This window comes from Sphingobium sp. (assembly GCF_035511395.1).
In the GTDB taxonomy this organism is placed as follows: domain Bacteria; phylum Pseudomonadota; class Alphaproteobacteria; order Sphingomonadales; family Sphingomonadaceae; genus Sphingobium.
In genome coordinates this window covers 1-16,641 of record NZ_DATKFP010000417.1, presented here as the reverse complement: position 1 = coordinate 16,641, position 16,641 = coordinate 1, and the positions used below count along the sequence as shown (strand labels likewise).

16 protein-coding genes, 1 tRNA gene and 2 pseudogenes are annotated in these 16,641 nt (G+C 63.1%); 10 read left to right on the top strand and 9 right to left on the bottom strand.

Going from position 1 to position 16,641, the window contains the following annotated elements:
- Positions 1–678 (bottom strand): annotated as a pseudogene (locus VMR39_RS28080) (MFS transporter); the annotation flags it as partial.
- A 121-nt stretch (positions 679–799) separates the two neighbouring features.
- On the opposite strand from VMR39_RS28080, the gene pgsA reads away from it, so the two are divergent.
- Genes pgsA through VMR39_RS28065 form a run of 3 tightly spaced genes read left to right on the top strand, consistent with a single transcriptional unit; the run spans position 800 to position 2,061 of the window.
- Complete coding sequence (gene pgsA / locus VMR39_RS28075) at positions 800–1,363, top strand: CDP-diacylglycerol--glycerol-3-phosphate 3-phosphatidyltransferase (protein ID WP_325421440.1); 564 nt, start codon at positions 800–802, stop codon at positions 1,361–1,363.
- 3 nt (positions 1,364–1,366) lie between these two features.
- Complete coding sequence (gene moaD / locus VMR39_RS28070; RefSeq protein WP_325421436.1) at positions 1,367–1,621, top strand: molybdopterin converting factor subunit 1; 255 nt, start codon at positions 1,367–1,369, stop codon at positions 1,619–1,621.
- Positions 1,618–2,061, top strand: a complete 444-nt coding sequence (locus tag VMR39_RS28065; protein WP_325421434.1) for a molybdenum cofactor biosynthesis protein MoaE — start codon at positions 1,618–1,620, stop codon at positions 2,059–2,061. The genes moaD and VMR39_RS28065 overlap by 4 nt, the downstream gene beginning before the upstream one ends.
- 94 nt (positions 2,062–2,155) lie before the next feature.
- On the opposite strand, the gene VMR39_RS28060 is transcribed toward VMR39_RS28065, so the two are convergent.
- Together VMR39_RS28060 and VMR39_RS28055 are read right to left on the bottom strand one after the other, a co-directional pair.
- Positions 2,156–3,085, bottom strand: a complete 930-nt coding sequence (locus VMR39_RS28060; RefSeq protein ID WP_325421432.1) for a hydrogen peroxide-inducible genes activator — start codon at positions 3,083–3,085, stop codon at positions 2,156–2,158.
- Between the two features lie 39 nt (positions 3,086–3,124).
- Positions 3,125–3,898, bottom strand: a complete 774-nt coding sequence (locus VMR39_RS28055; protein WP_325421429.1) for a sulfite exporter TauE/SafE family protein — start codon at positions 3,896–3,898, stop codon at positions 3,125–3,127.
- Between the two features lie 165 nt (positions 3,899–4,063).
- On the opposite strand from VMR39_RS28055, the gene epsC reads away from it, so the two are divergent.
- Genes epsC through VMR39_RS28040 form a run of 3 tightly spaced genes read left to right on the top strand, consistent with a single transcriptional unit; the run spans position 4,064 to position 5,493 of the window.
- Positions 4,064–4,777, top strand: coding sequence for a serine O-acetyltransferase EpsC (epsC, locus tag VMR39_RS28050; protein ID WP_325421427.1), 714 nt, complete (start codon positions 4,064–4,066; stop codon positions 4,775–4,777).
- Complete coding sequence (locus VMR39_RS28045; protein ID WP_325421425.1) at positions 4,777–5,115, top strand: DUF2794 domain-containing protein; 339 nt, start codon at positions 4,777–4,779, stop codon at positions 5,113–5,115. Before epsC ends, VMR39_RS28045 begins: the two co-directional genes overlap by 1 nt.
- Before the next feature lie 48 nt (positions 5,116–5,163).
- Positions 5,164–5,493 (top strand): YnfA family protein, encoded by a 330-nt coding sequence (locus tag VMR39_RS28040; protein WP_325421423.1) that lies wholly within the window; start codon positions 5,164–5,166, stop codon positions 5,491–5,493.
- A 41-nt stretch (positions 5,494–5,534) separates the two neighbouring features.
- On the opposite strand, the gene VMR39_RS28035 is transcribed toward VMR39_RS28040, so the two are convergent.
- A complete protein-coding gene (locus tag VMR39_RS28035) occupies positions 5,535–6,587 on the bottom strand; it encodes an NAD(P)-dependent alcohol dehydrogenase (RefSeq protein ID WP_325421421.1) in 1,053 nt (350 codons plus the stop codon).
- Positions 6,588–6,865: 278 nt separating this feature from the next.
- On the opposite strand from VMR39_RS28035, the gene uvrC reads away from it, so the two are divergent.
- The gene (gene uvrC / locus VMR39_RS28030) at positions 6,866–8,779 is read left to right on the top strand and encodes an excinuclease ABC subunit UvrC (protein WP_325421438.1); all 1,914 of its coding nucleotides are present in this window, start codon (positions 6,866–6,868) and stop codon (positions 8,777–8,779) included.
- Between the two features lie 67 nt (positions 8,780–8,846).
- On the opposite strand, the gene VMR39_RS28025 is transcribed toward uvrC, so the two are convergent.
- Positions 8,847–9,905 (bottom strand): hypothetical protein, encoded by a 1,059-nt coding sequence (locus tag VMR39_RS28025; protein WP_325421419.1) that lies wholly within the window; start codon positions 9,903–9,905, stop codon positions 8,847–8,849.
- A gap of 136 nt (positions 9,906–10,041) precedes the next feature.
- Here VMR39_RS28025 and VMR39_RS28020 point away from each other — a divergent pair, with 136 nt between their 5' ends.
- Entirely contained in the window at positions 10,042–10,974 is a 933-nt protein-coding gene (locus VMR39_RS28020) for a nitronate monooxygenase family protein (RefSeq protein ID WP_325421417.1), read from the top strand.
- Here the strand turns inward: VMR39_RS28020 and VMR39_RS28015 are convergent.
- The gene (locus VMR39_RS28015) at positions 10,964–11,884 is read right to left on the bottom strand and encodes an alpha/beta hydrolase (RefSeq protein ID WP_325421416.1); all 921 of its coding nucleotides are present in this window, start codon (positions 11,882–11,884) and stop codon (positions 10,964–10,966) included. The genes VMR39_RS28020 and VMR39_RS28015 overlap by 11 nt on opposite strands.
- A 257-nt stretch (positions 11,885–12,141) precedes the next feature.
- On the bottom strand, positions 12,142–14,103 hold the full coding sequence (locus VMR39_RS28010; protein WP_325421414.1) for a PAS domain S-box protein: 1,962 nt from the start codon (positions 14,101–14,103) through the stop codon (positions 12,142–12,144).
- A gap of 180 nt (positions 14,104–14,283) precedes the next feature.
- Here VMR39_RS28010 and VMR39_RS28005 point away from each other — a divergent pair, with 180 nt between their 5' ends.
- Both VMR39_RS28005 and VMR39_RS28000 read left to right on the top strand, forming a co-directional pair.
- Positions 14,284–15,192: a sugar kinase gene (locus tag VMR39_RS28005; RefSeq protein WP_325421412.1), complete on the top strand. Its 909-nt coding sequence runs from the start codon at positions 14,284–14,286 to the stop codon at positions 15,190–15,192.
- A gap of 47 nt (positions 15,193–15,239) precedes the next feature.
- A tRNA-Gly gene (locus VMR39_RS28000) sits at positions 15,240–15,313 on the top strand.
- A 17-nt stretch (positions 15,314–15,330) separates the two neighbouring features.
- Here VMR39_RS28000 and VMR39_RS27995 read toward each other — a convergent pair.
- Positions 15,331–15,864: a response regulator transcription factor gene (locus VMR39_RS27995; RefSeq protein ID WP_325421410.1), complete on the bottom strand. Its 534-nt coding sequence runs from the start codon at positions 15,862–15,864 to the stop codon at positions 15,331–15,333.
- Positions 15,854–16,573 (bottom strand): annotated as a pseudogene (locus VMR39_RS27990) (sensor histidine kinase); the annotation flags it as partial. The pseudogene VMR39_RS27990 and the gene VMR39_RS27995, both read right to left, overlap by 11 nt.
- Positions 16,574–16,641 lie beyond the last annotated feature (68 nt).

The following is a 16,641-nucleotide window of genomic DNA, read 5'->3' as shown; positions in this document are numbered from 1 at the left end:
CATCGTCCCGCGCACCAGCGTGACCGACGACCGGATGATGTGAAAATCGATCGGCTGCTTTTCGAGCAGCGACGGCGCGGAGGGAACCTTGCGCCCGGCAACATAGCCGATCAGCGCCGTGACGATGATGCCGATGGCGGCCATCTCCACCGGGATGATGCCGGCCAGGATGGTGCCGGCGAGAATCGCGATATAGGTGCCCGCCTCGACCAGGCCAGTACCGCCCAGCACTTCATCATCGTGCAGATGCTGGGGCAGGATCGCGTATTTGATCGGGCCGAAGAAGGTCGAATGGATGCCCATGGCGAACAGCGCCGCCAGCAACAGCGGGATCGCCAGCGTATGGATGGCGATTCCACTCCAGATCAGGGCGAGACCGACCGCGCCGACCGCCATGATGGCAATTTCCGCGGTCTTCACCCAGCGGATGATGACCGCCTTGTCACGCTGGTCGGCGAGTTGACCCGACAGCGCGGACAGCAGGAAGAAGGGCAGGATGAACAGGCCCGTGGCCAGCGCGCTGAACCAGGTTTCGGACCGTTCGTCATTATAGACCTGATAGACGACGAACAGCACCATCGCATTCTTGAACAGATTGTCGTTGAATGCGCCCAGCAACTGGGTGATGAAAAGCGGCAGAAAACGGCGCTTGTTCAGGAGCCTGAGAGAGGCTTGCATGGATAAGGGGGTCTTCTTTCCCGTTAGCGACCGGGGCGGGGTCTAGCGGTTGGCGGCGTCCCTGTCCAATGCTTGCATCGCCTCGCTTGTGCCGCGTCCCAGTCTGTGGCAGGTCGCGGCCATGCTGACGCTCCCCAATTTGCTGACGCTTTCGCGCATCCTGACGGTGCCGTTGCTCGTCGCCCTGCTTTGGCCGGCCGATGTCGGCGCCCGCTGGACTACCGGTTATGCGCTTGCGTTCGGCCTTTATTGCCTGATGGGCGTGACCGACTATTTCGACGGTTATCTGGCGCGCGCGCAGGGAACGGTGTCAAAGCTAGGCGTCTTTCTCGATCCGATCGCCGACAAGATCATGGTCGGTGCAGTCATCCTGATGCTGGCCGCGACGCGCGACATTGCCGGGATGCACATCGTTGCTGCGATGATCATCCTGCTGCGCGAGATTGCCGTGTCCGGACTGCGGGAATTTCTTGCCGGGCTTCAGGTGTCCGTGCCGGTGTCGCGCCTCGCCAAGTGGAAGACGACCTTCCAGATCATCGCTCTGGGCGCGCTGATCCTGGCGGGCGCCGTGCCGCAATTCCCCTTCGTGCAAATGGTGGGTATTATCACCCTCTGGGCCGCCGCCATCCTGACGCTCATCACGGGCTGGGACTATCTGCGCGTCGGCATCCGGCACATGGACTGAGCTATGTTGACGATCGTTTATTTCGCTTGGGTGCGTGAGGCGATCGGGCAAGACGAGGAACAGGTCGAACGGCCCGGTCCGAACGCTACGGTCGCCGACCTCGTCGAGTCTCTGGCGGCGCGCGGTGGCGGCTATGCCGAGGCGCTGGGCGATCCGGCCCGACTGCGCGCGGCGATCGACCAGCGATTCGTGTCGCTCGACACTCCGATCGGCGATGCCCGCGAAGTGGCGCTCTTCCCGCCGGTGACGGGCGGATGAAACGGATCGCGATCCAATCGGAAGATTTCGACGTTGCCGCTGAGTTGGCTGTGCTGGAAGCAAAGGGCGGCGGCGGCGTAGCCAGCTTCACCGGTGTGGTGCGCGGCGAGGGCGGCTTGCTTGCGCTGGAACTGGAACATTATCCCGCCATGACGCAGGCACAGGTTAAACGGATCGTGGAGGATGCCATGACGCGGTGGCCGCTACTGGGGGTTAGCGTCATTCATCGCTACGGCCGGTTGGAGCCGGGCGCGCGCATCGTTTTCGTTGGCACCGCATCCCGCCATCGCACGGCGGCGCTGGAAAGCTGCGCCTTCCTCATCGACTGGCTGAAATCGGAAGCGCCCTTCTGGAAGAAGGAGCATTTCGAAAACGGTGCGACGGCATGGGTCGAAGCCCGCGCCGAGGATGCGGCAAAGGCGAAGGGGTGGGACAGCTAGAGCATCGTGCGGAGCTGAAGGTCTGCTCCGCTTAAAATGATGTGACAGCAAAAGGTCGAGCGTGGGCCCCGCGTCAGATTTAACGCAGTACGGTCTAAGCCGCTTCCGGCAACCGGCAACTGATCGCCGCTGCATCCCGCAAAATCTCCGCGAGCATGTGGAATTCCTTCTCGCGCGGGCTGTTCTTGCGCCACACTAGCGCGATGTCGCGGAAGGAGCGTTCAGACTCCAGCGGGCGCGCGGTGATCTTGGTATGCTCCAATATGCCGCCCGCAATCGCCATTTCGGGGATCATCGTCACACCCAGCCCATTGTCGACCATCTGGATCAGCGTGTGGAGCGAGGTGCCCATCATGGTCGCGCTGGCGCGCAGGTCCGGCCGGTTGCACGCCGCCAGCGCATGATCCTTCAGGCAATGGCCGTCCTCCAGCAGCAACAGCTTGCTTTCATCGATCATGCCCGGCTTGATCCATTCGGGCGGATTGCTGGGTTCGTCCTTGGGGAAAGCCACATAGAGCCGGTCCTGGAACAGGATTTCGCTGTCCAGTTCGCCCATGGGGAAGGGTAGGGCAAGCAGCACGCAATCGACATTGCCGTGACGCAGCGATTCGATCGCGGCCTGGCTGGTTTCCTCGCGCAGATAGAGCTTCAACTCCGGTCGCTCGGCGCGCAGGCGGGGCAGCAGGCGAGGCAGGAGGAAGGGCGCGATTGTCGGGATCACGCTCATGCGCAGTTCGCCGGTCAGCGGCTTGCCGGAGGCTTCTGCAATGGCGGCCAGTTCCTCCGCCTCGCGCAGGACGCGGTGCGCCTTTTCCACGATTCGGTCGCCCAGGGCCGTGAAGCGCACCACGCGGCGGGTGCGCTCCACCAATGTGATGCCGATCAGCGATTCCAGTTCGCGTATGCCCGCCGACAGGGTCGACTGGGTCACGAAACAGCCGTCGGCGGCCTTGCCGAAATGGCCCTGCTCCTTGAGCGCAACCAGATATTGCAGCTGTTTCAGCGTGGGCAGGTAACTGGACATTTATCGGCTTCCTCAATCAGAAAGCCGAATATAAGTGGTTCAGCCAATATATCCAAGCCATTTGCCGACACCGAACAGCGACGTCAGGGTCAGGATCACGCCGACGGCCGAGAAGAGTACGCGCGGCGCGACATGGCGGGCGAGCATGGCGCCGAAGGGCGCGGCTACAACGCCGCCGATCAGCAGGCCGAGCGTATAGGTGGTGAAGGTTTCCCAACCCAGATGCAGCAGGAAGGTGATGCTGATCGATGTGGTCAGGATGAATTCCACGGTGTTGACCGTGCCTATGGTGTGGCGCGGGCTGGACCCCTGGATCAACAGGTTCGACGTCACCACCGGTCCCCAGCCACCGCCGCCGGTGGCATCCATGAAGCCACCGACCAGGCCGAGCGGCGTCACCCATTTGGGGTCGCGCGGCTTGGGCGGCAGGTGAAAGCCGCGCCAGATCAAATAGACGCCGATCGACGCCAGGTAGATCTGGATGAAGGGCTTGATGACGCTGCTATCGATGTTCGACAGAAGATAGGCGCCCGCCACGCCGCCGATCACGCCGGGGATAATCAGCCGGGAAAACAGTTTCCAGTCGACGTTGCGATGAAGAATATGACTGATGGCGGACACACCGGTGGTGAAGGTTTCCGCCGCATGGACGCTGGCGGATGCGCGGCTGGGCGGCACGCCCAGTGCCAGCAGCAGGGTGCTGGAAATCACGCCATAGGCCATGCCGAGCGCGCCATCGATCATCTGGGCGCCAAAACCAATCAGGATGAAGGGAAGAATGTCGCCGAAATGGGCGAAAAAGGCGTCAATCATCCGTTATCCTTTGGTTTGATTGTCTACCTCAGTGATAGGCATATCTTGGATTGCAAAGCAAGAATCCCTTTCTGGGGCAGAAGCGGATATTCGCGCTAGTCTGGAAAAAATCCGGCCATGGCCTTATGTAGGCAGCGTCAGGGAAGATTATTCAGGGACGCGGGCATGCTGCGCAATCTTGTTGCTTATCTCGATTCGGTGAAGGCGCGCGATCCCGCGCCCCGATCCCGCGCGGAAATCCTGCTCTATCCGGGCGTCTGGTCACTGGCCTTTCATCGCGTGGCGCACCGCCTCTATCGTGCCCGCCTCTTCTTCCTTGCCCGCGCGGTGAACCATATGTCGCGTTTCCTGACCGGCAATGACATTCATCCCGGCGCGACGATCGGCAAGCGCTTCTTCATCGACCATGGCTTCACCGTGATCGGCGAGACCGCGGAGATCGGCGATGACGTCACGCTCTACCAGAATGTGACGCTGGGTGGCACCGATCCGGCCAACGGCATCGCCGGAAAGCGGCATCCGACGCTGCATAATGGCGTGATCATCGGATCAGGTGCGCAGGTGCTCGGTCCGGTGCAGGTCGGCGCTCGCGCCCGCGTCGGCGCTAACGCCGTCGTGACCAAGGACGTGCCCGAAGCCGCCACCATGGTCGGCATTCCCGCCCGTCAGATGCTGGTCGACGTTACCGCCTATCAGCGGGACTTCCTGCCATACGGTACGCCCTGCTCGGACTGTTTCGACCCGGAAAAGCAGAAGCTGGAAATGCTCCAGTGTGAAGTCGAGCAGTTGCAGAAGCGTCTGGCGGAACTGATGGCCGAACGGCAGAAGCCGGAAGTGCCTGAACCCGGCGCTCTATTCAAGGAGCGTGGCCGGGCCTGATGACCAATGTGACGCCGTTCCCTGCGGCCACGCCCGGACAGGTGGGCTTCGACCGGCTGGAATTGCAGCGCATCATGGATTTGTACGGCCGGATGGTGTCGGCTGGCCACTGGCGTGACTATGCCATGGACATGGGGCGGGACGCCGCGATCTTCAGTGCCTTCCGTCGCTCCGCCGAGCGTCCCGAATATCGCATCGAAAAGCGCCCCGCGCTGCGCCATCGGCAGGGCATGTGGGCGCTGGTGGGTGAGGGCGGGCATATTTTGAAGCGCGGTCAAGACTTGCAGAATGTGCTGGCTCCGGTCGAGCGCAAGCTACTGCGCATCGTCGAGGACTAACGCGGCTTCGGGGCAGACAGGTCGATACCGGCTTGATACAGCCGGGCCATGTTGTCCGCCGCCATCTATGTCGCTGCCGCGCTTGCGGAAATCGCCGGATGCTTCGCCTTCTGGGCCTGGCTCCGTTCGGGACATTCCGCGCTCTGGCTGGCGCCCGGCTGCGCGTCGCTGATCCTGTTTGCCTGGTTGCTGACGCTGGTGGACACGTCGCAGGCGGGCCGCGCCTATGCGGCCTATGGCGGCATCTACATTCTGTCCGCCCTGATGTGGCTATGGCTGGTCGAAGGCGTCTGGCCCGATCGCTGGGATGTGGCTGGCGCGTCGCTCAGTCTGATCGGCGCTGCGGTGATCTTCTTCGGCCCGCACCGCAACGGCTGACATGAAGCGGGCGGACCCTTCCGGAGCCGCCCGCGTTTTCCTCACGCCGCCAATGTGGCGTTGTCGATCACGAAGCGATATTTCACGTCGCTCTTCTGCATCCGCGCATAAGCGGTCTCGATCTCCTGGATCGCGATCATCTCGATCTCGGCGGTAATGCCCTTTTCTGCACAGAAATCGAGCATTTCCTGCGTTTCTGCAATGCCGCCGATCAACGACCCGGCGATCGAGCGGCGCTTGAAGATCAGCGCAGCGACATTGGGCGAGGGATGCGCATGTTCCGGTACGCCTACCAATGTCAGCGTCCCGTCCCGCTTCAGCAGCGCGGTGAAGGCGTCGAGGTCATGGCTGGCCGCGACCGTGTTCAGGATGAAGTCGAAGCTGTTCGCATGCGCGGCCATTTCCTCGGCGTTGCGCGACACCACCACTTCGTCCGCGCCCAGGTCCAGGGCGTCCTGCCGCTTGGAATCGGACGTGGTGAAGGCGACGACATGTGCACCCATGGCGTGGGCCAGCTTGACGCCCATATGGCCGAGGCCGCCGATGCCGACGATGCCAACCTTCTGCCCCGGTCCGACCTTCCAGTGGCGCAGCGGCGACCAGGTGGTGATGCCGGCGCAGAGCAGGGGCGCCACGGCGGCAAGCTGTTCGGGCGCGTGGCTGATCTTCAGCACGAAATCGTCCTTGACGACGATGCTCTGCGAATAGCCGCCCAGCGTATGGCCGGGGGCATCGGCAGTCGGGCCGTTATAGGTGCCGACGAAACCATTCTCGCAATATTGCTCCAGCCCCTCGTCGCAGGCCGGGCAATGCTGGCAGCTGTCGACCATGCAGCCGACGCCGACCGTGTCGCCGACCTTGAACTTGGTCACATCGCCGCCGATGGCGGTGACATGGCCGACGATCTCGTGGCCGGGAACGCAGGGGTAGAGGGTGCCGTCCCATTCGGAGCGGACCTGATGAAGATCGGAATGGCAGACGCCGCAATAGGCGATAGCGATCTGCACGTCGTTCGCGCCGACGGAGCGGCGCTCGATGTCGAGGGATTCGAGCGGCTTGTCGGCGGCATGTGCGCCATAGGCTTTGACGGCCATGATATTCCCTTCTGGAAGAACGATGGAAAGGGGGAAGATCGGGAATCCTGCACCGATGCGCAGCATCGTGCGAAGCGGGAACGGGACGCCGTCTTCAATCTGTTCTGTTTTGAATTGGACGGCCACGGACATGGGCGTCTTCACTCTATGTAGGAATGGGATGCTCGCTCGATTAGATACGGCTTGCTCACAACAGTCATGAATCTGGATCATGAATGATTGATGACGGGCTAACAGGCACGCTTGCGATCGCCGTCAGCGCCGCTATCTCTGCGCTCATGTCGCAGCCGCAATCCCCCGACCGTTTCAACGAAGACAAGGCGACCTACACCGTCACCGGCAGCCAGCCCGATATCGATACGGGCGTGGAGGCGATCCGCACGACGCTGAAGACCCTGCCGACCCGTCCCGGCGTTTACCGCATGCACGATGCGCGCGGCGACGTCCTCTATGTCGGCAAGGCGCGCGCGCTGAAAAACCGCGTTGCCAACTATACGCAGGTCGATCGCCTGCCCAAGCGGCTCCAGCGTATGGTCGCCCAGACGCGCAGCATGACCATCGTCACCACCAACAGCGAGGCCGAGGCGCTGTTGCTGGAGGCGCAACTCATCAAGCGCTACCGCCCGCCCTACAACGTCCTGCTGCGCGACGACAAAAGCTTCCCCTTCATCCTGCTGCGCGACGACCATGCCTTCCCCCGCGTTCAGAAGCATCGCGGCGCGCGCAAATATAAGGGCCGCTATTATGGTCCCTTCGCGAGCGCCGGATCGGTGACGCGCACCATCAACGCGCTGCAAAAGTTGTTCCTGCTGCGGTCCTGCACCGACAGCTTTTTTTCCAACCGCTCGCGTCCCTGCCTGCTCTATCAGATCAAGCGCTGCTCGGCCCCTTGCGTCGATCGCATCGATGAGGGTGGCTATGCCGAACTGGTCAAGGACGCGCAGGATTTCCTCGGCGGCAAGTCGACCGCCGTGCAGAAGAAGCTGGGCGCGGCGATGGAGCAGGCGGCGGAATCGCTGGATTTCGAGCAGGCCGCCGTCATTCGCGACCGGCTCAAGGCGCTGACCTTCATTCAGGGCTCGCAGGCGATCAATGCCGAAGGGCTGGGCGATGCCGACATCTTCGCGCTGGCGGAGAAGGGCGGGGCGATGTGCATCCAGGCCTTCTTCATCCGCGGCGGCCAGAATTGGGGCCATCGCAGCTTCTTCCCGGTCCATACCGCCGATGTCGCGACCGAAGAAGTCCTGGAAAGTTTCATGGCGCAATTCTACGAGGAAGTGCCCGCGCCCAAGCTGATCCTGACCGATCGCGAGCCCGCCGAATGCGAACTGATGGCGCAGGCGCTGACCGAACGGATCGGCAGCAAGGTGCGGATCGAGGTGCCCCAGCGCGGCGACCGCACTCGCCTCATCAAGCAGGCGCAGCGCAACGCGGTGGAGGCGCTCGACCGGCGGCTGGCGGAAACCACCAGCCAGGGCCGCATCCTTGACGAAATGGTCGAGACGTTCGGGCTGGACGGCGTGCCCGACCGGATCGAAATCTACGACAACAGCCATATTCAGGGTGCGCACGCACTGGGCGCGATGGTGGTTGCCGGGCCGGAGGGCTTCCGCAAGAACGCCTATCGCAAATTCAACATGAAGAACCCGGAGATCAGCAACGACGATTTCGCGATGATGCGCGAAATGTTCGAGCGCCGTTTCGGCCGCGCACAGAAGGAAGACCCGGATCGCGACAGCGGCGAATGGCCCGACCTCGTTCTGATCGATGGCGGCAAGGGCCAGCTATCGGCGGCACGCACCATGCTGGAGGAAATGGGTATCGAGGATGTTTGCATGATTGGCGTCGCCAAAGGGCCGCATCACGGCCGCGAGGGGCGGGAGGTCTTTCACTTGATGGACGGCCGCGAAATCACCTTCCCGCTCAACCATCCGGTGCTCTTCTATCTTCAGCGCCTGCGTGACGAGGCGCACCGCTTCGCCATCGGCGCCCATCGCGCCAAGCGCAGCAAGGCGATCACCGTCTCCTCTCTGGATGAAGTGCCGGGCATCGGCCCTGCGCGCAAGAAGGCGCTGTTGATGCACTTCGGCACCGCCCGTGCCGTCCGCGACGCCGCGCTGGAAGACCTCCAACGCGCGCCCGGCGTATCAAAGGCGGTGGCGCAGCAGGTCTATGACTATTTCCATGGATGATCGGCGCTGATGCGCGGATAGCGAGTTGCCGCCATGTCTTCCTGCGCGCCGTAACTGCCCCGCCACTTCACGCCGGCGCGCGGTCGAGATAGGGAAGGCGATCGGTCACCGCGGTGGGGAGGCCGTAAACGATCAGCGCGCGGGCGTGGTGCCATAGTGCCGAGAGAAGAAGCAGCGCCGACCCGATGACGAGACTGGTGAGCGCCCAGGACAGCTCCACCGCGCCCGCCTGCCTGAATAGGGCGTAGAGGGCGAAAAGCACATAGGCGAGGCTTGATACCAGCAATGCACGGCGATCGATCGCCAGTGCCACGATGCCGAAGGCGACATAAAGCGCAATCACCAGAAGCGCACGCCCGCCGCCTATTTCGTCCCCGTCGAGCATACCGAGCAGATGGAAGAGCGAATGGGCGATCATCGGCGCGGCGGCGAGATGCAGCCAGAAAGCGACATCGGACCGGCGGGTGATGCGTGCGCGATCGCTCATGTCCCAGCGCATGGCGAGCAGGAAAATGGCGATGCCGGACGCGAGCAGCAGCAGGAATGGCAGGGTTTCGCTGTTGGGGAAGGCCGCGATGATGAGACCAGCGACGACACCGGCAGCAGCAGCGGCGCCGGCGGCAACGGTGATCGGCACCATGAAACGCTGCCAGTGAACCCAGGCTGCGGCCGCGCTCAGCGCCGCGATCCCGGACAGGATCAAGGCGGCTTCACTGTCCCCCGCGCGAGGGAATATCTGCGTTGCGAACGCACCGAGCGCGAAGGCGATACCGCCGACGAAGCCGCAGAGCAGCAGGATCGAGGGAAGCGCCATGCGCCGCTGACGCGTGAAATATTCGGCCAGGCCCCAACTTGCGGCGGCAACCAGAAGGCCGGACATGAAGGCCGGATGATGATCGGGCGCGCCGAATCGCAGGCTATTGCCCAGCCAGCCGAGCGCCACGAGTAGAATCACGCTGGCGATCGACACGAAGATATCGTTGAATCCGCTGAGCAGCCGAAAATGTTCCTCATCGACCACGGGCGTGGCGCGCGATTGCGCCACATGATCGCGCAACGCCTGCGCGGCCTGCGGCGTCAATGCACCGGCCGTTACGGCATCCTGTAGATCGCTCTCGCTATACATCGGTCCTGCTCCCGGGACGTTTGGATGCCATTGTCATAGCATTGCTGTATTATATCATCAATACAGTTGTTTTTGGCTTTTTCCTTGGCCGGAGCGGTGTTAGCGCGATGCGAAGCACAAGAGAGGATGCTCGTTCATGACCCTGCCGCCGCTGCTCCGCGATCGCCTGTCGCTGCCGTTGATCGGTTCTCCGATGTTCATCGTGTCGCAGCCTGAGCTGGTCGTTGCACAATGTCGCAGCGGTATCGTCGGTGCATTCCCGTCGCTCAATGCGCGACCATCGGGCATGTTCGAATCATGGCTCCGGCAGCTGGGTGAAGCGCTGACGGAAAAGGACGCGCCCTTTGCCGTGAACCTGATCGTGCATCGCACCAATGCGCGCCTGGAGGAGGATCTGAAGCTCTGCGTACAATATCGGGTGCCGATCGTCATCACCTCGCTTGGCGCGCGGGAGGATGTGAACCAGGCGATCCACAGCTATGGTGGTATCGTCCTGCATGACGTCATCAACAATGGCTTTGCGAAGAAGGCGATAGAGAAAGGTGCGGATGGACTGATCGCCGTCGCGGCTGGAGCGGGTGGTCATGCCGGGACGCTGTCGCCCTTTGCGCTGATCCAGGAAATCCGCCAATGGTTCGACGGGCCGTTGGCGCTATCGGGCGCGATCGCGACCGGGCGGGCGATCGCAGCGGCGCGGATGTTGGGTGCCGACCTCGCCTATATGGGATCGCCCTTCATCGCGACGGCGGAGGCTAATGCCGAAGCTGCCTACAAGCAGATGATCGTCGACAGCAATGCGGGGGACATCGTCTATTCGGACGTCTTCACCGGCGTACATGGCAACTATCTACGGCCGAGCATCGTGGCGTCGGGACTGGATCCGGACGGCCTGCCCGCAGCGAAGGACATGGATTTTGCCAGCCTGACCGGTGGTGAGAAGAAGGCATGGCGCGACGTCTGGGGCGCCGGCCAGGGCATTGGCGCGATCGACCAGGTACAGCCCGCCGCGAATTTCATTGCCCGGCTGAAGGCTGAGTATCGGGCGGCCGTGGACGGGTTTACGGCCTGACGACGGCGTTGACTGCTGGCGCTGCCAGGGGTGTCAGGAAGGTGCGGAGTTCGGCGATGAAGCGGTCGAACTGGTCATGATGGAGCCAGTGGCCCGCATCATCGAACTCCACCAGCCGGGCGTCGCGGAAATGCGCCATGCGACCGTCCTTCGCCGGGTTCGATGCCCAACTGTCCTTGCCCAGGCAGAGCAGCGTCTGACAAGTGATGCGCGACCAGAATTCAGGCAATTCTGCGTCCGTGCCGACCTGCGGAGCGGCATTGTTGAGATAAGGGTCGAACTTCCAGCTGTAACTGCCATCCTCGTTGCGGTTCACGCCATGCCGGGTAAGGTGCAGGGCCTGCTCGACCGACAGATGCTCGTTGCGTTCGCGCATGCGGCCGATGGCGGCCTCGATCGTGGGATAGCGCCGAGGTGCGCGGCTGGCGCTCTTTCGGCGGCTGTCGATCCATTGCCGCCAGCCGTCGATCGCGCTTTCCTCCGCTTTTTCCTTCAGCCGAGTAGGTGACAGGCCCAATCCTTCGATGGCGACGATCCGACTGACATTTTCCGGGAAAAGCCCCGTATAGCGCAGGCTGATCGCGCCGCCGAGCGAATGGCCGACGATCGTGACCGGCGGGCGACCAAGCAGGTCGACGAGCAGTGCGAGATCATAGACAAAATTCGCCATCATGTAGGAGCCATCGGGCGACCAGGCGCTGTCGCCATGACCGCGCAGATCGGGCGTGATGACATGATAGTCCTTCGCCAATGCGCGCGCTGTCCAGTCCCAGCTTCGCGCATGATCGAAGCCGCCATGAACCAGGATCAGCAACGGTGCCGAAGGGTTGCCCCAGTCGAGGTAATGCAGTCGCGACCGCAGCGACGTGAAGAAATGGGAAGTCGGAATCGGCACGGTCGGCATATCCATTCGGTCCTGCGGCGGCTGGAGGGTATGGGCTATCCAATTTCCATTGGCCAACTAAGACAGGCTTGCAAGCGCGAATGAACGAAAAACAAGACTCTTCCGAGATTTCTTGTCTGGGTGCGCAAATAATTTTTGTTGTACGGCAAATCACGAGATGCGCCGACTCAGTCATCTGTTCCCGGTGTTGGTTGCGTGACAGGCATTACCCGCGCGGTCGTGGGCTGCGTTGCTATCCCGGTCTTGCGCGCCGGACGCCGATGTCAGTCGTGATCGATTGGAGTGGTGAAACGGACCGGTCGACCAGAGGCCGCATCGTGGCTGGCCGCCATGACCGCCCTGGCCAGTTCCGCTTGCTTGAAGGGCTTGTCGAGCCGTAGCCTGCCGCTGGCATGCGGCGGCAGTTCGGCAAAGCCGGTGATGATGATCACTGGAAGGCCGGGGTGATTTTGCTCGATCACATCAGCCAGTTGCGCACCAGTCATGCCCGGCATGGCATGGTCGGTGACGACGAGATCGACATTGGCTTCCTCCAGCATGCGCAGCGCATCCGCGGCGCTGCTGGCCTGAAACACTGTATGACCCAGATCCTCCAGCATGCCGGCGGTGTTCATCAGGACGAGATTATCGTCGTCGACCGCCAATATAACCAGATGGACAGCATTGCCGGCATGCAGGTCGACCGGCCCGGCATGCTCGTCGATCGGTTCGGCATGCGAAACGGGAAGCCAGAGCGAAACCGTCGTACCCGCGCCGGGTTCGCTGGCAATGCCGAGCGCGCCACCGCATTGCTGGGCAAAGCCATGGACCATGGAAAGGCCGAGGCCGGTGCCCTTGCCTATGCCCTTGGTCGTGAAGAAAGGTTCGCGTGCGCGTTCGATCGTGGCGGCGTCCATGCCTTCGCCTTCGTCGATGACGGACAGACGGATATAGGAGCCAGACGCCAGGCCGTTCGTCGTGCCGTCGCCAATCATTATTTCGCTGGCGTCGATCACGATGTGGCCGCCATCGGGCATCGCGTCGCGGGCGTTGACCGCCAGGTTAAGCAGGGCCAGTTCCAGTTGCGCGGGATCGGCATGGGCGGGCGCCAGCGTCAACGGAAAACGGGTGTCGATCGCCACGCTGGTGCCGATCGTGCTCTGGAGCAATTCGGCCATACCGCGCACCAGTGCGATGCAATCGACGCTTTGCAGTTTCAGTTCCTGACGCCGGGCGAAGGCAAGCATGCGCTGGGTCAGGGTCGCGCCGCGTTCGGCGGCGGCCATGGCATTGTCGAGATAGCGGCTGATGTCGGCGCCGCTCGCCAGGCGCATGCGCGCCAGGTCCAGGCTGCCGACGATCACGGCGAGCAGATTGTTGAAATCATGGGCGACGCCGCCGGTCAGCTTGCCGATTGCGTCCATCTTCTGGGTTTGGATGATGGCGTCGCGGGCCTCGTCCAGCGCGCGCTGTGCCTCGCGCCGTTCGGTCAGATCGCGGGTGATCTTGGCGAAGCCGAGGAGGATGCCACCCGAATCGCGGATCGGGTCGATCACGACATTGGCCCAGAAGCGCGATCCGTCCTTGCGGATGCGCCAGCCTTCCGCCTCAAAGCGGCCTTCCCGTTCGGCAGTATGAAGCGCGCGGGACGGGAGGCCGGCGATACGATCCTCCTCCGAATAGAAGCGGGAGAAATTCTGCCCCATTATCTCGTCGGCGGTATAGCCCTTGAAGCGCGCCGCGCCGCTGTTCCAACTCGTGATGGTGCCGACAGGGTCGAGCATGTAGATGGCATAGTCGGTCACGCTTTCGACCAGCAGGCGGAACCGTTCCTCGCTCTTGCGCAGCGCCTCCTGCGCCTCTCGCCGCTCGGTGAGGTCGCGGGTGATCTTGGCAAAGCCGAGCAGGTTGCCTGCGGGATCGCGGATCGGATCGATCACGACCGTCGCCCAGAAACGCGAGCCATCCTTGCGGACGCGCCATCCCTCCGCCTCGAAGCGCCCCTCATGTTCGGCAGTCGCCAGCGCGATGGCAGGGATGCCTGCTGCCTGTTCCTCCGGAGTATAGAAGCGCGAGAAATGCTGACCGATAATTTCTTCGGCCTCATAGCCCTTGAAACGGCGCGCCCCGGCATTCCAACTGATGACTATGCCAGTGCGGTCGAGAATGTAGATGGCATAATCGGTGATGCTCTGCACCAACAGTTCGAAACGATTGCTATTGGCGTCGGACAGAAGGGTGTTCATGGGATTCCCGATCAGGACGCCCGTCTCGGCAGCGTCGCTTTTGCCAAAGGCAAAAACACCGGATGCGGGCGAACGTTCCGTAGGTCCGAAAGTGCGTGCCGACAAGCGGGATGGCTTGACTTGCGCGGTTGCTCTGCCCACCACGCAGCGCGGTAACCAAGATGGGATGAGGCAAAGAGCATGGGTGCAGGCGCGACGATCACGGTCATCGGCGAAGCGATGCTGGAACTGAGCCGGGGGCAGGGCGACAGCTGGAACCTGCGCTATGGCGGCGACGTCATCAATACCGCCGTGCATATGGCCCGGTCTGGCGACAAGGTTCGTCTGGCGAGCGCGCTTGGTGCCGACCCGATGAGTGCCGACCTGCGCGCGCAGTGGGAAGCCGAGGGCGTGGATACGGCGCTGGTGCTGGCTGCCGACGGCCGCCTTCCCGGCCTCTATGCGATCGAGACCGATGCGCTTGGCGAGCGGACCTTCCATTATTGGCGCAGCGAGGCCGCGGCGAAGCGCATGTTCGCCCTGCCGGACAGCGCGGCGATGGTGGAGCAGGCGGCGCAGTCGGACCTGCTCTATTTCTCGCTCATTACCCTCGCGATCCTGCCCGACGAAGGGCGTGAGGCGCTCCTGTCGCTGTGCGAGGCCGTAAAGGGGCGCGGCGGCAGGGTGGCGTTCGATGGCAATTACCGCGCTCGGCTGTGGCCCGACGCCGCGACCGCGCAGCACTGGCGCGACCGGGCGATCGCGATTGCCGATATCGGGCTGCCGACGCTGGCGGATGAGGTCGAGATGGGCGAAGCGGACGATGCTCGCGATGCTGCTGCGCGCTGGGGTGCGGGCGAAGGGCGGGAGATTATCGTCAAGCTGGGCGGCGAGGGTTGTCTGGTCGGCGACGAACTGGTCGCGCCGCCGCGTCTGATCGACGTCGTCGATTCGAGCGGGGCAGGCGACGCGTTCAACGCGGGTTATCTGCATGCCCGTCTGGCTGGCGCGATGCCGGCAGAGGCAGCGCTTGCCGGGCATCGTCTGGCGGGATGGAATATCGGCCGTCGTGGCGCCATCCCGGCCAAGGATGCCGACGCGCCCTATTAAGTCCCGTTGACAGCGCCCCATGGCTTGGGCCATGGACGCGGGATCAGGCGGGTGTAGCTCAATGGTAGAGCATTTGCTTCCCAAGCAAGTGACGAGGGTTCGATTCCCTTCACCCGCTCCAGTCTCCCAGCGATATGATCAGCCGACCTGACGCTTCGCCAGCTTGCGGGCGAGGGTGCGGCGATGCATGCCGAGGCGTCGTGCAGCTTCGGAGATATTGAAGTCGCTGTCCTTCAGCACCTCATGGATATGTTCCCATTCCAGCGTCTTGATCGACGTCGGGCGCGGTGCGAGCGGGGTGGCCGGGTCGCCGCCGGAGCGGGCGAAGGCGGCCTCGATATCGTCGGTGTTGGACGGCTTGGCGAGATAGTTTGTGGCACCCAGCTTGATTGCCTCCACTGCCGTGGCGATGCTGGCAAAGCCGGTCAGCACGACGATCAGCATGGCCGGATCATGGGCGTGGAGCGCCTGGACGCAGGCCAGACCCGACTGCGGACCGAGCTTCAGGTCGACCACGGCGAAGCCCGGCTTGTGCGCGGAAAGAAGCGCCGTCAACGTTTCGAGACTGTCGGCCAGCAGAACATCATAGCCGCGCCGCTCGAATGAGCGCTTGAGGGTCTTGGCGAAGGCTTCGTCGTCCTCGACGATCAGCAGTTGCCTGTCACTCGGCATCGATCACCTCCTCCAGTGCCAGCGTTGCGAAGGGCAGGCGCAACTGGATCATTGCGCCGCCTTCCGCGCCATTGCTGGCATCCACGCGCCCGCCGAGCTTACGGACGACATTGACGACCAGGAACAGGCCCAGGCCACCACCCTGCTTGCCCTTGCTCGATCGATAGGGCTTGCCGAAGTCGCTCAGCATGTCCGCGCTGAAGCCCTTGCCATTGTCGCGCACAGCAATGTGCAGCCACTGATTGTCGCGGCTGACCATCATGTTGATATAGGTCGCGCCTGCTTCCCGCGCATTGTCGAGCAGGTTGGTGACAGCCTGCCGGATCACCGGATCAGCAATGATTCGGGGATAGTCGTGCGGGCCAAAATCGCTGCGCAGCGGCATGCCGGGATTGGCGGCGCGCCATTGCTGGGCAATATGTTCGATGAAGGCGCGGACGTCGGTGATTTCGGGCGCCTCGCCGCGCGCCTCGCCCGCCGACATGAGTACGCCGGTGAGGATGGACTTGCAGCGTTTTACCGCCGCTTCCATCTCCTCGACTTCCTCGACCAGGGTCGGGTCTTTACGGATCTGCGGCATGTGCCGCCAGTCTCCCAGCACCACGGCCAACTGGGCGAGGGGGGTGCCCAGTTCATGCGCCGCGCCCGATGCGAGCAGGCCCATGCGGACGATATGTTCCTCCTCGACTGCCTGCTGCCGCAGCCGCGCGGGCGCCGGGCAAACGAAAAAAACCGGCGGGTTCATTCCGTTTTTTCCTGATGCGACGCCGGCCCCCG

Coding starts and splice junctions, on each gene's coding strand:
- pgsA (WP_325421440.1), top strand. CDS start 800: ATGCTGACGCTCCCCAATTTGCTGACGCTTTCGCGCATCCTGACGGTG.
- moaD (WP_325421436.1), top strand. CDS start 1,367: ATGTTGACGATCGTTTATTTCGCTTGGGTGCGTGAGGCGATCGGGCAA.
- VMR39_RS28065 (WP_325421434.1), top strand. CDS start 1,618: ATGAAACGGATCGCGATCCAATCGGAAGATTTCGACGTTGCCGCTGAG.
- VMR39_RS28060 (WP_325421432.1), bottom strand. CDS start 3,085: ATGTCCAGTTACCTGCCCACGCTGAAACAGCTGCAATATCTGGTTGCG.
- VMR39_RS28055 (WP_325421429.1), bottom strand. CDS start 3,898: ATGATTGACGCCTTTTTCGCCCATTTCGGCGACATTCTTCCCTTCATC.
- epsC (WP_325421427.1), top strand. CDS start 4,064: ATGCTGCGCAATCTTGTTGCTTATCTCGATTCGGTGAAGGCGCGCGAT.
- VMR39_RS28045 (WP_325421425.1), top strand. CDS start 4,777: ATGACCAATGTGACGCCGTTCCCTGCGGCCACGCCCGGACAGGTGGGC.
- VMR39_RS28040 (WP_325421423.1), top strand. CDS start 5,164: ATGTTGTCCGCCGCCATCTATGTCGCTGCCGCGCTTGCGGAAATCGCC.
- VMR39_RS28035 (WP_325421421.1), bottom strand. CDS start 6,587: ATGGCCGTCAAAGCCTATGGCGCACATGCCGCCGACAAGCCGCTCGAA.
- uvrC (WP_325421438.1), top strand. CDS start 6,866: ATGTCGCAGCCGCAATCCCCCGACCGTTTCAACGAAGACAAGGCGACC.
- VMR39_RS28025 (WP_325421419.1), bottom strand. CDS start 9,905: ATGTATAGCGAGAGCGATCTACAGGATGCCGTAACGGCCGGTGCATTG.
- VMR39_RS28020 (WP_325421417.1), top strand. CDS start 10,042: ATGACCCTGCCGCCGCTGCTCCGCGATCGCCTGTCGCTGCCGTTGATC.
- VMR39_RS28015 (WP_325421416.1), bottom strand. CDS start 11,884: ATGGATATGCCGACCGTGCCGATTCCGACTTCCCATTTCTTCACGTCG.
- VMR39_RS28010 (WP_325421414.1), bottom strand. CDS start 14,103: ATGAACACCCTTCTGTCCGACGCCAATAGCAATCGTTTCGAACTGTTG.
- VMR39_RS28005 (WP_325421412.1), top strand. CDS start 14,284: ATGGGTGCAGGCGCGACGATCACGGTCATCGGCGAAGCGATGCTGGAA.
- VMR39_RS27995 (WP_325421410.1), bottom strand. CDS start 15,864: ATGCCGAGTGACAGGCAACTGCTGATCGTCGAGGACGACGAAGCCTTC.